The organism is Paenibacillus sp. J22R160 (genome assembly GCF_059692135.1).
Genome location: NZ_JCAUAU010000008.1, coordinates 116,866 through 132,901 on the forward strand (window position 1 = coordinate 116,866; position 16,036 = coordinate 132,901).

General features: G+C 49.3%; 10 protein-coding genes. 9 read left to right on the forward strand and 1 reads right to left on the reverse strand.

The genetic code is table 11. The features are described 5' to 3' along the window. The first annotated feature begins 19 nt into the window (after positions 1-19). Positions 20-637: a flavin reductase family protein gene (locus tag AC58UW_RS18715; RefSeq protein ID WP_497422126.1), complete on the forward strand. Its 618-nt coding sequence runs from the start codon at positions 20-22 to the stop codon at positions 635-637. Between the two features lie 132 nt (positions 638-769). Continuing rightward, positions 770-4,012, forward strand: coding sequence for an Ig-like domain repeat protein (locus AC58UW_RS18720; RefSeq protein ID WP_497422127.1), 3,243 nt, complete (start codon positions 770-772; stop codon positions 4,010-4,012). A 331-nt stretch (positions 4,013-4,343) separates the two neighbouring features. Here the strand turns inward: AC58UW_RS18720 and AC58UW_RS18725 are convergent, their stop codons facing one another. Then, on the reverse strand, positions 4,344-5,573 hold the full coding sequence (locus AC58UW_RS18725; protein WP_497422128.1) for an MFS transporter: 1,230 nt from the start codon (positions 5,571-5,573) through the stop codon (positions 4,344-4,346). A 224-nt stretch (positions 5,574-5,797) separates the two neighbouring features. On the opposite strand from AC58UW_RS18725, the gene AC58UW_RS18730 reads away from it, so the two are divergent. The 7 genes from AC58UW_RS18730 to AC58UW_RS18760 all read left to right on the forward strand — a co-directional run bounded on the left by AC58UW_RS18730 (position 5,798) and on the right by AC58UW_RS18760 (position 16,001). Next, positions 5,798-7,708: a heparinase II/III domain-containing protein gene (locus AC58UW_RS18730; protein WP_497422129.1), complete on the forward strand. Its 1,911-nt coding sequence runs from the start codon at positions 5,798-5,800 to the stop codon at positions 7,706-7,708. Positions 7,709-7,730: 22 nt separating this feature from the next. After that, the gene (locus tag AC58UW_RS18735) at positions 7,731-8,858 is read left to right on the forward strand and encodes a glycoside hydrolase family 88 protein (protein WP_497422130.1); all 1,128 of its coding nucleotides are present in this window, start codon (positions 7,731-7,733) and stop codon (positions 8,856-8,858) included. 167 nt (positions 8,859-9,025) lie between these two features. After that, on the forward strand, positions 9,026-9,562 hold the full coding sequence (locus AC58UW_RS18740) for a PadR family transcriptional regulator (protein WP_497422131.1): 537 nt from the start codon (positions 9,026-9,028) through the stop codon (positions 9,560-9,562). 1 nt (position 9,563) lies between these two features. Beyond that, on the forward strand, positions 9,564-11,087 hold the full coding sequence (locus AC58UW_RS18745) for a DHA2 family efflux MFS transporter permease subunit (protein WP_497422132.1): 1,524 nt from the start codon (positions 9,564-9,566) through the stop codon (positions 11,085-11,087). A gap of 300 nt (positions 11,088-11,387) precedes the next feature. Further along, the gene (gene desA, locus AC58UW_RS18750; protein WP_497422133.1) at positions 11,388-12,419 is read left to right on the forward strand and encodes a Delta(5) desaturase DesA; all 1,032 of its coding nucleotides are present in this window, start codon (positions 11,388-11,390) and stop codon (positions 12,417-12,419) included. Positions 12,420-14,168: 1,749 nt separating this feature from the next. Then, positions 14,169-15,101 carry an ABC transporter permease gene (locus AC58UW_RS18755; protein ID WP_497422197.1) on the forward strand — a complete coding sequence of 311 codons (933 nt, stop codon included), beginning with the start codon at positions 14,169-14,171 and terminating at the stop codon, positions 15,099-15,101. Positions 15,102-15,119: 18 nt separating this feature from the next. Next, entirely contained in the window at positions 15,120-16,001 is an 882-nt protein-coding gene (locus tag AC58UW_RS18760) for a carbohydrate ABC transporter permease (RefSeq protein ID WP_497422134.1), read from the forward strand. Positions 16,002-16,036 lie beyond the last annotated feature (35 nt).

Below are 16,036 nucleotides of genomic sequence, written 5' to 3' on the forward strand. Positions count from 1 at the left end.
AATAACAAGTAAAGGGGTGATGTCTGTGATTGCCATCGACCCTTCGAATCAAACCGAACGGGAGAATTATAAGCTGCTGATCGGCAGCATTATTCCTAGACCTATCGCGTTTGTAACGACCCTCTCGGCAGAGGACGTGCTTAATGCTGCACCGTTCAGCTACTTCACGATTGTAACGGCGGATCCGCCGATGATTGCAGTGTCGGTACAGCGGCGACAAGGCGAACGTAAAGATACATCGCGTAATGCCATCGCAAAAGGGGAGTTCGTTGTTCATATCTCTGACGAATCCTATATCGACCAAATTAATCAAACGGCTGCTGCACTGCCGGCTGAAGAAAGTGAAGTGGTATTAGCCGGCCTGACGCCTGTCCCAAGTGTGAAGATAGCTGTACCAGGGATCGCGGAGGCAAACATTCGGATGGAATGTGTTCTTGAACAAGCTATACCGCTCGGGGGGACGGAAGGCGTTCCTTCTGCAGATTTGTTAATCGGCAGAGTGGTACATTTTCATATCGCTGATGATTTGTACGATAAGGGACATATTGATGCGCAGAAACTCAGACCGGTTAGCCGGCTGGCGGGCAACTCCTATGCGAAATTGGGAGATCAGTTTGAGATCGAGCGTCCTATCTGACTCTTAGGAAGAGATAAGCCGTTTGTACCTGCTATTGGCAGGGTGCAAATGGCTTTTTCTATTCATTTTATACACCTGAGACCCGATAAATTTAGTATACTTACTAGAGTTACGCAGGGCGGAGGAATGATGGTGAAACGGAAAAATGGGAATAAGCTGCGAAGGATTGGCGCAGTTCTATTGGTTGCGCTGTTGGTTAACTTGTACCAGCCTGCAGCATATGCACTTACGACAGTAGGACAAGTGATAACAGGCCCGTCTTCGTCCAATTATGGCGATTCGGTGCAATTTACTTCGGTTGTGTCAGATCATGCAGCGGACGGTGCGACACCAACAGGGAGCGTTACGTTTTACGATGGGAGCACGCTGATCGGAGGACCGCAGGAGCTCATTGCTGCAGAACCGAAGGTTATTTATAAGAGCTCGGGACTTGCTCCAGCACAAAGCGGCAAAAAATTCACATGCGCGAACTGTCCTGTTATTGAGTGGGGCGGGCTGAGTTATTGGGCGTACAGCGATACGGATAATAATTTCTATGTTTATTTGTATGGATTTGACGCGAATAACAATTTGGTAAAGTCTTGGCGGCTTTCGGGGAATCGTTACGTTACAGATATCACAGTAGATAATAGTAATAAAACAGTTACACTAGTCGGACAAGACAATGCACTTACAACACGAACTTGGGGCCAGCTTGAAAATTTCAACGCCAACACTTCCATGTCCTTTTCCGGCCTAGGAGTCGGCGCACATACGATAACGGCTAGTTATTCAAGCAGCGACGGTATACATAATTCACAGACGTCTACCTTTGTACATACGGTTGATAAAATTCAAACCAATACCAACCTAACCTCGAATGCGGGATTCATTTACGTTGGCGAGCCGATCACCTTCACGGCGACAGTCGCCAACACGAATAGCAGTCCAGTCATGCCGGGGGGAACGGTCACCTTCCGAGAAGGCAGCAATGTACTGGGAACCATGAGCGTCAACGGAAGTGGCGTCGCTAGCCTCACGACGACGTCGCTGCCGGTAAGCGGTTATTCGGTCACTGCGACTTATGAGGGCGATGGTCAGCATCACGCCAGTACATCAAGCAGTTTGTCGCAATCTGTGCTAGGCATACCGACCGTAGTGGCGGTTAGTGCTAGCCCCGGAAGCACGACATACGGGAATTCTGTGACGTTGACGGCAACCGTAACGAATGGCACGGCAAGCATTTTTGGACCGACCGGTACCGTGACATTCAAGGAGGGCTCGACCGTACTTGGCACAGGGACGTTGAGTTCGGGAACAGCAACATGGACAGCTCCCGCTTTAGACGTGGGAACCCATTCGATTACTGCACATTACGGCGGAAGTCTTACACATACGGCTAATAGTTCAAGCTCCATTCCAGTGATAATTAATCTGATCCCTACGTCTTCAACTTTGACGGTTACAGGGGCGACGGGTGCAGCTTCCCCCTACGGGACTTCATTGACGTTAACAGCATCCGTAGCGAATACCAATGGCAGCTCGATTACACCAGGTGGTACCGTTACTTTCAAAGATGGTTTAACCACATTGGGCACGTCCACATTAAATTCTGGGTTAGCCGAATGGACGGTGCCGGAAAGTTTAGCAGCAGGGTCACACTCATTTAAAGCAGAATACGGCGGAGACGTTAACCATGCGGTTAGCCCATCAGCTGCTGCCTTGCATACCGTCGATAAAGCAAGTACGTCAACAACCTTAGCGTCATCGGGCGGGATTTCTGTCGGTGAAACGACGACTTTAACGGCGCAGGTAACAAATACATCGAATTCTAGCATCAAACCTACAGGTACAGTTACTTTTAAAAATAACGGTGTCGACTTGCAAACGCCAGTTCCACTAGATAGCAATGGCACTTCGGTGCTTACCACTCATGATCTGCCGGTTGGCGATCTCGTCATTACAGCGGAATATAGCGGCGATGGCAACCATATCACGAGTGCATCACAGCCAATCACCCAGCCGGTATCCAAAGCGCTGGTAACGGTTCATCTGTCTGTGGCACCGCAATCAGGAGAAAGCATCTACGGACACACGGTGAGCGTAACCGTGCAGGTAGTTAATGCAGGCAGCGGTGGGTCCGTTCCAACAGGGACGGTAACACTTTCGGGTACGGGCGGCTTCAGTAGTTGGCCGGGTGCTTTAACGCTGACGAATGGGACTGCGACTTGGGAGACCGAGCAGCTCGCTGTTGGCGCGCATACCATCGTCGCCAGCTACTTAGGGGATAACGAGCACCTCGAAGGGGTGTCAACCAGCAGCAGTCTGCAGATTAAACCGATCCCAGTTACCGTTGTGGTTACCGCTTCAGTAACGGAGGCTGTTTATTATGGAACTCCCATTACATTTACCGCACATGTGAGCAATACGAATGGAGAGCCGCAGATCCCTGCTGGCCATATTCTTTTTAGTGGCGGCAATTTACTGGACTTTCCAATAAATCTTGACTCGGCAGGAATTGCTTCTATCACGTCAGCAGCGCTGCTGCCTGGAACGCACTCCATTCAGGCCGCATACGCTCCTGACCTGGTGCACGAGGAGCGGATTTCAACCCCGATCACCCAAGTCGTTAAACCGAATACTCAGGGAACCGTGCTCATTTTGAATCATCCGACTGGCACTTTTCAGCTTGGAGAGCCTATTCAATTCTCCGTATCCGTAGGAAACTTAATCGGTGACCTGACTCAGCCGGGGTACATTTCGTTGAGAGAAAACGGCACGGAGCGAGCGAGGGTGACGACCGATGTATACGGGAAAGCGGAAATTACCCTAACAGATGTCAGCTCCGGCTCGCACCGATTCACTGCGCTGTACGAAAGAAGTGGCATCACTGACGGCACGGAGTCCCAAGCAGTGACAGTTGTTGTGCAGCCTGCCTTGGCGCAGCTTGTGCTCATGGGTGATGACCATGGCAAAATATTGCTAACGTCTACACCGTGGATCGCAGCTGTTGTTCATGGCGCTAGCCCTGCATTTATTTTTCATGCAGCTTCTTTGGAAGCGGCTGCTCACACCGAACTGAAGCGGGTGGATCCGCAGACAGGCGAGTTAGGCGCAGCCATCGAAATGATAAACGGACAGAGTGAACCAGTTTCATTCGTGGAAGGCCTGAACCGATTCCAAGTAAAAGTAATCAGCTTGGACGGTACAGCTTCGACCGAACATATCGTGTCCCTTTTTTATCAAAAAGGGGAGAAACTGTGGGATATCACCAATGTTCTTGCTGTGTCACCATTGAGTTATGATATGGACGGTAATAGAACGTTCGATAAAGCCGACGTCATCGAGCTATTGAAGCTGATTGAGCCGGTTTCGGCGGAAACGCAGCGGCCTTAATACAGTGCTAGCATGCGAACAAGGCATACCCTTAGTAGTAAACTACTTGTGGGTATGCCTTGTTTGTTGTTTGCCTATCGTCGGAGGAACTGGAGTCCGCTATTCTAGTAAAAGCGGCATAAACCGTTGTGTTGGCGGAACTACAGTGCCTTATTTGCCTGCTAGAGCCAGCAACTCAGCGAAAAACAGCGAAATAGCGTATCGTAGTTCTTTTTGCCGAGCTAATTAGCTGTATTTGGGCCAAATAGCGTACCGTAGTTCCCTTTGCTTGTTCGCCTATAGCCAATGGGAATTGGAGTCCGCTATTTGAGGGTCAAGCTTGTCCTATGAGTTATCCCGCCAACTTCTGCACGCCTTGGTTAACGCTGGCGCGCTTCTCCTTCCGCTCCAGCCCATAGCTGACGAAACCAATCAGCAGCCCCAGAACAGGCAGCAAAGCCCCCGCCCAGGGCAGATAGGTCAACCCCATATGGGTGATGACCCACCCGCCGATAAAGGCGCCGCTGGCATTGCCCAGATTATTCGCCGAGTGGTTCGAGGTGGAAGCCAGCATGGGCGCGTCCTTCGCCATCGTCATGATGCGAAGCTGCAATCCCGGCAGGATGCCGAACGCAGCCGCTCCCCAGACGAAAATGGTGATCACCGCGGTAACCGGTAGATGAACAGTGAAATTAAAGATGACAAGAATGAGGGCCAAAGCCGCATAATTACCAAGCAAAGCCGGCATGAGCTTCCAATCGGCAAGCTTGCCGCCAACGATATTGCCGAAGGTGACGCCGAAGCCGAAAAGAACGAGAATCCACGCAACGCGATGCTCCGAGAAGCCCGTCACTTGTTCCAGCAGCGGTGTGATATACGTGAAAACCGTGAACAAGCTTCCGCTCCCCAGCGCGCCCATGAGCAGCATCAACAGCAGCCTTGGCTGGGTTAAAGCGCGAAACTGCTGAACAATGCCGGCGCTTTTCTCCTGCTGCACGCGCGGGATTAAGAACAAAATACCAATGAGCGAGACGATGCCCATTAGAACAATAGCGCCAAAGGAGGCACGCCAGCCGAGCTGCTGCCCGATGAAGGTGCCGAATGGGACCCCCATAATATTAGCGATCGTAAGCCCAGCCATCATAATGGAGATGGCCGCAGCCCTTCGATCCGGCCGAACAAGATGCACGGCGATAACGCCGCCAACGCCGAAGAACGTCCCGTGGGCTAGCGCTGTCACAATGCGAGCACCCATCAGGATGGCGTAGTTGGGGGCGATGACACTGATGGCGTTGCCCAAGATGAACACGCCCATTAACAGGCATAACAGCAGCTTTTGCGGCAGTTTATTTGTGAATAAAGCAAGAATCGGAGCCCCGATCGCTACACCCATGGCATAGCTCGTGATGAGCTGACCGGCTTGTGAGATTGTGACATGCAAGTCTTGTGCAACATTGGGAAGAAGACCCATGATCACAAACTCCGTCATGCCTATGGCAAAGGCGCCAGCGGTTAATGAAAGCAGGGAAATCGGAAACCGACCTTTGGGGGCATCGTTTCCTAGTACGGTTTGATGACTCATTTTTCTGTCCAACCTCTCCGGTAAAGTCTAGTTCTCTATATCTATCTCTCTACCATGTTGCGCCATAGTGCTAAACAGGTCAAGATAATAGTCAAAAAAGTCAAAATAACAGGATAACGATGGACCTCTCTTTCTTTATAATGAAAGATATATAGCTTGTAAATGGTAAGATCCAGGAAGTCTGCTTGGACGGAAGGCCAGCCGCCTTCACATGACATGGGAAAGTGGGTCGAATTACGGTGAATGTATCTGTAGACAACTTGAACTTGGAAAAGGTAAAAGCAGCACTGCTAGCTGCACCAAATCATCTTTCTCAGCTGCTGTTTCCAGCAGAAACGCCCTTGCAAGTGAAGACGCGCTTGCTGCAAGGCAGCGAGAGCAAACAGCTGATCAAGGAGGTTCGAGAAGAAGGGGACAAGCTTCTGCAGGAGTCGATGCCGGAGCTGACGTATTCCTTGTTCCGTCTATTTTCCACAACAGGCTCTCGTAGGGAATATGAGCTCGTATACTTCCGACGTCGTAATCGATTGACGACATTTGGTTTGCTAGCTTGGTTAGACGGGGCAGACAGCCCTTATTTGGATGCGCTTTCTGATACAATTGCATCCATTTTGGATGAGTATACATGGTGTTTGCCTGCGCACATATTGCATGGCCCAGAGATGAGGTCCGCCGCTGAGGAGCAATACGCGGCGGAGGGGCTCGTGAACCGCTCCGCGGAGTCGTTCACGATTGATCTCTTCGCGGCGGAGACAGCCTTCGCGCTCAGCGAAATCAGCGCGTTGCTCGGCGCCGCGCTGCCGCAGCTTCTCCGCGTACGCATCCGCGAAGAAGTGCTGCGCCGCATTCTGCGGCCCTTTGTGACGCAGGCTCCCAGCCACTGGGAGACCGCGACGCACAACTGGGCCTCCGTCTGCGGAGGCTCCATTGCCGCTGCAGCGATCTACACGCTGCAGGACGAGAACGAGCTCGCCGCGGTGCTGGTCCGAGCTTTCCCCGCGCTCGCTTCGTACCTAAGCGGCTTCGAAGAAGACGGGGCATGTACCGAAGGGTACATGTATTGGCAGTACGGCTTCGGCTACTTCACGTATGCCGCAGATCTGATCTTGCGGCGTACGGGCGGCGCCGTCAATTGGTTCCAAGCGGACAAGGTGCGGCAGGTGGCCTTGTTCCAGCAGAAGAGCTTCCTCCACGGGAGGAAGGTTGTGAATTTCTCCGACTCGCAAGGGGAGGCGGGTATTTTTATGGGATTAAGCGGCTATTTGAAGCGGCTTTATCCTGAGATTGAGCATCCCGAGGTATCGCTTCGCGCAGGTTTCCGTGATGACCACTGCAGCAGATGGGCTCCTGCGTTAAGGAATTTGCTCTGGTCGGTAGAGGACATCGAGGGAAGCGCTTGGCAAACAGCGGCTTATTATTTGCCGGATGCGCAGTGGCTGGTGTCCAGACAGCTTCAAGAGCAGGGAGCTTATGTTTTTGCGGCCAAAGGCGGGCACAATAATGAACCGCATAATCATAATGACGTCGGACATTTCATCCTGTACGCGCAAGGCGAAACGCTGCTTCCGGATCTAGGGAGCGGGCAATATTCGCGGAAATATTTTGGACCGGAGCGCTATGACATTTTGTGCAACGGCTCGCAAAGTCACTCAGTTCCGATCATTGACGGCTTGTATCAGCAAGCTGGAGCGGAGCATCGGGCGGATGTGTTGAGGTATACCAGCAATGATGAGCAGGATGATTTCGCATTAGAAATATCCAGCGCCTATGGCACTGATAAGCTTAATGAGCTTGTACGGCGATTCACTTGGCGCAAAACGGAGCCGCCGACACTTGAAGTGACGGACAGCTACGAGTTCGCACAAGCACCAACGGCACTTGTGGAGCGGTTCATGGCATGGCATCATCCGTTGGAAGCGGAGGATGGGCGGATTTTAATAGCGGCAACACCGGAAGCGAAGGTCTTCCTTTCTTATGATCATGAACTGTTTGATTGGGAAGTAGAGGCGCTTGATCATGTGAATCATTCGGACCAACCGCAAACGTGTTATGCGTTAGATTTTAAATTGAAGCCTGGTGTGCTATCTGAATCGAACCTGAAAGTACATGCCGCGTTTAGATTTGCGTTCCAATAAAATGAACTAAGGATGTGAACATATGAGTACTTCATTAGATTGGGCTCAGGAAGCTTGGGACAAGACGGTTTACAAAGTAGCGAGAACTAGCCAAAGAATCGGAGACCGCTTCCCGCATGCCAGCGTGAAGGGTGAGTACCAGCTGGAACCTGTCTCTTGGTGGACGGCTGGCTTCTGGCCGGGACTGCTGTGGCTGCTGTACCGCGACACACAAGACGAGCAGCTGAAGCTGCTGGCGGAGTCCTGTGAGGGGCAGCTCGATCAAGTCATCGCGGATTATTACCGCTTAGATCATGATATCGGCTTCATGTGGACACTGACGAGCGTTGCGCGCTATAAGCTGCTGGGCGCAGAGGACTCCAAACGCCGCGGCTTGCTGGCGGCGAACTTGCTCGCTGCACGCTTCAACGTGCAGGGCAACTATATTCGCGCCTGGAACCCGTGGCGCGAAGGGGAAGACAATGCCGGCTGGGCCATCATCGATTGCATGATGAACCTGCCGCTGCTGCACTGGGCCTCCCGGACGACCGGAGATCCGCGGTACTCGCATATCGCCATCCGGCATGCCGATATGGCGCTAGAGCACTTCATACGCCCGGATGGTTCAGTGAACCATATCGTGATCTTCGATCCGCACACGGGCGAGAAGCTCGAAGTGAAAGGCGGACAGGGCTTCGCACCTGACTCCGGCTGGTCGCGCGGCACGGCGTGGGCGATATACGGCATGGCGCTCAGTCATCTCCATACGGGAGATGCGCGGTATCTGGATGCCGCCAAGCGCGCAGCGCACTTTTTCATGGCCAACCTGCCGGAGGATCATGTGCCGCACTGGGACTTCCGTTTGCCGGAGGGGATCACGGCTTATCGCGATACATCGGCAGGTGCTTGTGCGGCCTGCGGCTTGCTTTTGATCGCAGAGCAGGTTAACGGTCAAGAAAGCAGCCTGTACCGTCAAGCGGGTGAGCGTATCCTGCATTCGCTCTACACGAACTATGGCGATTGGGATTCCGATACGGAGGAAGGACTCGTCCTTCATGGGACGAGCCATTATCCGGAGGGCAAGAACGTGGATGTGCCGCTGATTTACGGCGATTATTACTTTGTGGAAGGCTTGTCCCGGCTGTTAGGGCATGGGGAATTGTTCTGGTAGGAAGTCGAATATGCTGTCTGAGGTCAGAAATGACTTTGGACAGTTTTTTGTTTTTCATATGTAGACACTGTATATATAGGAGTTTTATATATAGACACGACATATATCAGTATGATATATTAACAATCGAAATATAAAATTAAAGCATTAGTGGAGGAGAGCTCACCTTGAACAGTCAGGACGTCATTTTAGGCACATTAATGGATCGTTCATTAACTGGCTATGAAATTAAACGACTATTCGAAACTTTATATTCCTATTTCTATAGCTCAAGTTACGGAACGATTTATCCCATGCTTCACCGAATGGAGAAGGAGGAGCTGCTGACGAAGGAAAGCATCCTTCAGGAAGGGAAGCCGAATAAGAATGTTTACACCATCACAGAGAAAGGGAGAAAACAGTTCAACGAATACTTATACAGCCCGGTAGAAGCGGAGAATGTGAAATCAGATTTCCTGATGAGACTATTTTTTGGCGAGCATGTAGGTACTAACAAGGTCATCGAGTGGCTGGAGAAGGCGCAGACTGACACCATGGAACGGTTATATCAATTGAAAGACATGTGTTCGTTGTACAAAGATGAGATGCAGCCTTCGCAAGTCATCTGTATTGAAATTGGTATGAAGAATTATGAGTCTAAGTTGGAGAGGATTACGGAGGCTCTGGTTCAACTTAGAAATTCAGCGCAAGGAGAGAGGGATTAACATGAATGGTTCTGGTTCAAATAAGAAGCTGATTATTTTGGCCATGGCGTTAGGCCTATTGATGTCATCGTTGGATAACACGATCGTGGCTTCCTGCATTACTAAGCTAAGCGAGGATTTCAACGTGTTTGATAAAATTAGCTGGGTGTTTACCGCGTATATGCTGGCGGCGACGAGTACCATGCTAGTGTTTGGAAAAATGTCGGATTTATTCGGCAGAAAAATGTTTTATCTGATCGGGATCGGCCTGTTTCTGATTGGTTCAGCCTTATGCGGGATGGCACAGAGCGTTGATCAGCTGATTTTATTCCGGGTCATTCAAGGAATCGGCTCTGGCGCGCTGTTACCAATTAGTTTCACGATCATCTATACGATCTTTAACGATCCTAAGGATGCTGCGAAAATGTCTGGGGTTTTCGGGGCGATTTTCGGACTTTCTTCTGTAGCCGGTCCACAACTGGGAAGTTTTATTGCCGAGCATCTGGGTTGGAGATGGAATTTCTACATTAATGTTCCTATTGGCTTGGCCTCTATGCTTGTTCTGATCATTGCGTTGAAAGAGACACGTTCGGAACACAAACCGAAAATTGATTATCTCGGCACCGTATTTCTCATTATCACAACCGTTTCGCTCATGCTGGCACTGGAATGGGGCGGTAAAAATTACGCTTGGAGCTCCTGGCAAGAAATTGGCTTGTTCGCTGTATCGGTGATTTTCGCCGTCTTATTTATCTTGGTTGAAAAGCGGGCTGCCGAGCCGGTTCTTCCACTCAGCATTTTTAAGAATAAAATGGTGCTCGGAACCAGCATCATCGTCTTCTGCCAAGGTGTGCTGATGTTCTCTGCGATCACGTATCTGCCTATTTTCTCCGTCGCGGTGCTGGGTCACACCAACTCTAATGGCGTGTTGACGCCGATGATGGCCTCCCTCATTTGCGGTGCAGTTCTTTTCGGCTTTTTACAATCCAAATTCGCCTTCCGTCCGCTGCTGCTGGTCAGTATGTCAATGACGATTGTTGTTGCGTTACTGCTGACCAAGGTAGGCCCGACCGCTTCTAGCGGGTATATGATTGCTCTTATGATTCTGCTTGGATTTGGAGCCGTCGGACCGTTGATGAGCGTTGCGCAAAGTGCGATCGCCGCAAATGTCGACCCCAAATACATGGGAGTCAGCTCCTCGGTCGTTGGCTTCTGGCGCAGCATTGGGGGAATCATGGGCGCGTCGATTATGTCCACAATTGTCAATAATAATTTGAGTCACCTCATTGCAGACGGCGCGGCTAAAGCAGGCATTCCCTCTGATAAAATCAGCACCCTGGCGAATCCAGAGCTGCTTATGCATGCAGGCGGAACGATTCCGCCGGAAATCCGTCAGTTCCTGCAAGGCGCGTTGGCAACCGCAATTAATCACGGGTTCATCCTCAGCATTTGCGTAGGTATTATTGGCTTCATTACCGCGATGTTCGTGGGTTCAAGCAGACTTGAAGCTGCGAAGAGGCAGGAAACCAGCCCTGTTCATGTGTAAAAGACCTTCCTCACCCGCAAGATTCTTTATCGGTGGGTGATAAGTCCAAAAGCTGTCAGCTTGAAGCAGAGATTCTGCTTGGGCTGGCAGCTTTATTTATTGTTCGACGGCGTCGTTAGCGCCCGAGGCGGCCTTGTTTGACTTATATTGCATTTTACAAAAAGCGGTTTCAACCGTATGATGAGAGAGCGGTGTAATATTTCTTTCCGTATAAGGGAACTTTATTTGATCTGCAACGTACTACAACAGTGACAACAAATCAGATCCGACACGATGTGGAGAGAAGGAGTTCTAAACTGAATGAAGCATGATGATAAAAACGGATGGCGTTCTGACATCGCACCCTACGAAAGGCCGCATATGAGGCACAGCGTTTGGCAAATTATTAATACGGTACTTCCCTTTTTTGCACTATGGTATTTCGCATATTTAAGCCTTTCCGTCTCGATCTGGCTTACGCTCGTGATCGACATTATCGCCTCTGGGTTTTTGGTGCGCATCTTTATCATCTTCCACGATTGCTGTCATAAATCATTTTTCAAAAATAAGTGGGCTAATGAAATTGTCGGTACATTGACAGGTATTCTGACATTCGTCCCTTACCATCAGTGGCGTTACACGCACTCCATTCATCACGCATCCAGCGGTAATTTGGACCGTAGAGGTGTTGGTGACATTTGGACGCTTACCGTTGATGAATATCAAAAATCCTCCTGGAAAAAAAGACTCACATACCGACTTTACCGCAATCCGCTGATCATGTTCATCGTTGGACCGGTCTTCATTTTTCTTATAGATTATCGTTTTAACCGCAAGCGTGCGGGCATGAAAGAACGTATGAATACGTATATCACGAATGTTGGCATCGTGGGAAGTTTAGCTTTACTGTGCTGGGCAATTGGTTGGCAGTCTGTTCTTCTTATTCAAGGTCCGATGTTTTTTGTCTCGGGAATGATGGGGATTTGGCTGTTTTATGTGCAGCATAACTACGAAGAGACTTATTTTGAAAATGAACCCGAATGGGATTATGTCAAAGCGGCGATGCATGGCAGTTCTTTTTACAAGTTGCCTAAAGTGCTGCATTGGATCACGGGTAATATCGGCTTTCACCATATTCATCACCTGAGCCCGCGAGTTCCGAACTATTATTTGGAAAAGGTTCATAACAAAAGCGCTGTGCTCCGCAACGTTCAGACCATTACGCTGATCACGAGCTTAGAATCCCTGAAGTTCCGTATTTGGTGTGAGGATACGAAAAAGTTCATCCGATTCAAGGATTTGAAGCCTATAAAATTGAAAAGAAGCCTCGTCAAAACGTTGGAAATCGACTAGGTTATAAGGCCAGAGCTGGCAGTTAAAGTAGAAATTCTACTTTGGCTGTTGGCTTTTTTATTTGTTTTTGGGGCTGGTGTGGTGGGTGAGTGGGGGCAAGCGAGTCCATCGTAAGTGAGTGGGTGGATCCTCATTGGATGGAATCCAATATAGGAGCAATTAGGGGCGCTTTTGCTCGCGGTTCGTTGGACTAAATCCAACGGGGTGCTTGATTTGGCGCCATTATGAGGCGATTCTGCTGCGACTGGTTGGAATTCATCCAATGAAACTGAGGATTTATGTCGATAAAACGTATTTTCATTGGAACTCATCCAATGAAACGTCGAAGCGATGAGGGAGTAGATGTGGAAGAGGGTGTGTTTACCTCGAGCCCCTCCACTTCACCACTAGTCTACGTTGCATTTTCTACAACATAGAAGCGGCATACGCAGCACAAACCTTACTCTCATTGCACAAAGTACAATCATTTTAGCTAAATCGCCGCTAGAGTAGTCCTTTATTAGCAAAATCGTTGCACAAAGTGCAACATAGGGTGGTGTAGGTGCCCGCAATTAGCTTTTTTGTTGCACAAAGTGCAACATAGAGTGGTGTGGGTGCTCGTGATCAGTTTTTTAGGGAGGGTTATCTCGAGCCCCTCCACTTCACCACTAGTCTACGTTGCATTTTCTGCAGCATAGAAGCGGCATACGCAGCACAAACCTTACTCTCCTTGCACAAAGTACAATCATTTTAGCTAAATAGCCGCTGGAGTAGTCCTTTTTAGCAAAATCGTTGTACAAAGTGCAACATAGGGTGGTGTAGGTGCCCGCAATTAGCTTTTTTGTTGCACAAAGTGCAACATAGGGTGGTGTAGGTGACCGGAATCAGCTTTTTGTTGTGCAAAGTGCAACATAGAGTGGTGTGGGTGTATTTAGTTTTTGGGGTGTTGGTGTGGGGGTAAGTGGGTGCTGCGTCCCTGAGCTCATATGTGAGCGAATCCCTATTGGATGAAATCCAATGAAGGGGCGATTTGGCGTGCTTCTGAGCACGGTTCGTTGGACTAAATCCAACGAGGTTCTCGAATTCGCGCCATTATAAGGCGATTTCACTGCGACTGGTTGGAATTCATCCAATGAAACCGAGGATTTGTGTCGAGAAAGCGTAGTTTCATTGGAGTTCATCCAACGAAACGTCGAGCGACGGGGAGTAGATGTGGAAGAGGGTCTGTTTACCGCGAGCCCCTCCACTCCACGACTAGTCTACGTTGCACTTTCTACAACATAGAAGCGGCATATACAGCACAAACCTTACTCTCATTGCACAAAGTACAATCATTTTAGCAAAATCGCCCCAGGAGTAGTCCTTTTTTAGCAAAATCGTTGCACAAAGTGCAACATAGCGCGGTGTAGGTGGTGTAGGTGCGCATAATCCGCTTTTTTGTTGCACAAAGTGCAACATAGAGTGGTGTAGGTGCCCGCCAGCCCTTCTATTACACAAAGTGCAGCTACAGCAAATCCTGTCGCCTGAGCTGTCGATCAGCACATTTTCAGCCAAAATGTGCTTAATTCCCACCTTTTCCGACCAAAAAGATACCGCAAAGTCCTCCCACACGCGGCGGCCCTCTTCCCCAAACCTAAAAAAAACACAAGTCGGTGAAAAGACATTCCATTGTTGCAAGCGCTTTAGCAGGGTACCATAGGGGTATAACATCGACGAAGAAATAGTGAGGGGGGCTAGATGATGGCGGTAGGCGCGCAAGCAGTAGAACAGATGAATAAGCGTGTGCAGACGAAAAAGGGCAAGTCCTTTCTGCGAACGTTTTGGAAATATAGGGCGCTGTATCTGATATCATTACCGGGGATTTTATATTTTATTATTTTCAAATATGTACCGCTGCTGGGTTCAGTCATTGCTTTTCAGGATTACAACATTTTTGACGGCTTCACCGGCAGCAAATGGGTAGGTTTCGAGCATTTTGCACGGATGTTTGCCCATTATGACTTTATCAAAATTCTGAAAAATACAGTTCTAATCGGTATCTACGATTTAGTGCTAGCATTCCCTGCGCCAATCATCCTCGCTCTCTTGCTTAACGAACTGCGCGTTGTGTTGTACAAGCGGGTTTTGCAAACGGTCGTTTACATGCCTCACTTCCTGTCATGGGTTATCGTGAGCGGGATTGCTATCGGCATTCTTTCTCCCTCGACTGGTGCAGTGAACCATTTTATTACTTGGCTTGGTTTCGAACCGATCTATTTCTTGGGTGAGGAATCCTGGATCCGCACGGTTTTGATCTCGTCAGGGATTTGGCGGGATTCGGGTTACGGCACGATTATTTATTTGGCCGCGCTTGCGGGAATTAACCCAGATCTATATGAAGCTTCGGAAGTGGACGGGGCAAACCGCTGGAGACAGACAATTTCGATAACGCTTCCATCGCTGCTGCCAACCATTATGATTTTGTTCCTGCTGCACATTGGTAAATTCTTAGATTTCGGCTTCGAGCGCGTGTATGTGTTCTTGAATCCGCTGAATAAAGAAAATGGTGAAATTCTGGATACCTACATTTACACCGCAGGATTGTTAGGCCAACAATTCAGCTATACGACAGCAATCGGCCTTTTCAAAGCCTTAGTAGGTGTCATCTTTATTGTAACGGGTAACGTTTTAAGCAAAAAAACAACGGGTGAAAGCTTGTATTAAGACGGAGGTGACCGCTATATGAATCGTAAGCCGACAGCCGGCTGGCAAGTTTTTAACATTTTTAACGTCGTATTTCTAACGCTCCTATCATTGGCGATGCTCCTGCCGTTCTTAAACGTGCTGGCACAATCGTTCAGTTCATCTCAAGCTATCGTGAATGGCAAGGTTTTGTTCCTCCCTGTGCAGTTCACGGCAATCAACTATCAGTACGTATTTAGCGACGCGGCCATCTGGCGTTCATTCGGAGTAACCGTGTATATTACGATAGTGGGCACACTCATCAACTTGATTGCGACAGCTTCACTGGCTTATCCTGTGTCACGCCCTGAGTATGCCGGACGAAACGCAGTCGTCATTATGGTTCTGATTACGATGGTATTTACAGCTCCGCTGATTCCTAACTTTATTTTGATGAAAAACTTGCATCTGACGAACTCGCTATGGGCACTTATGATTCCAGGTGCGATCAGCGCCTTTAACTTTTTCGTGATGAGGTCATTCTTCCTGCAAATTCCGAGCGAATTGATTGATTCCGGCCGCATCGACGGCTGTTCGGAGCTAAGAATGATCTGGAACATTGTGCTTCCTCTATCCAAGCCGGTAATGGCTTCCCTTGGGATTTTCTACGCCGTTGGGCATTGGAATACGTACCAAAGCGCGCTCTACTATATTAATAAACCAGCGTTATGGCCGCTTCAAGTGAAGCTGCGTCAGCTCATTGTATCCGAAGATATCAGCATCGATCCGAACTCATCACAATTTAGCGGACTGGCTCATATGGATCCAGAGGGCATCAAAATGGCGACGATTATTATCGCGACGATCCCGATTATCCTGATTTACCCGTTCTTGCAGCGCCATTTCGTCAAAGGGATGATGGTAGGCTCCGTCAAATCATAAATGATCATTTGTGAAATCATGTATGAGATGTCGAG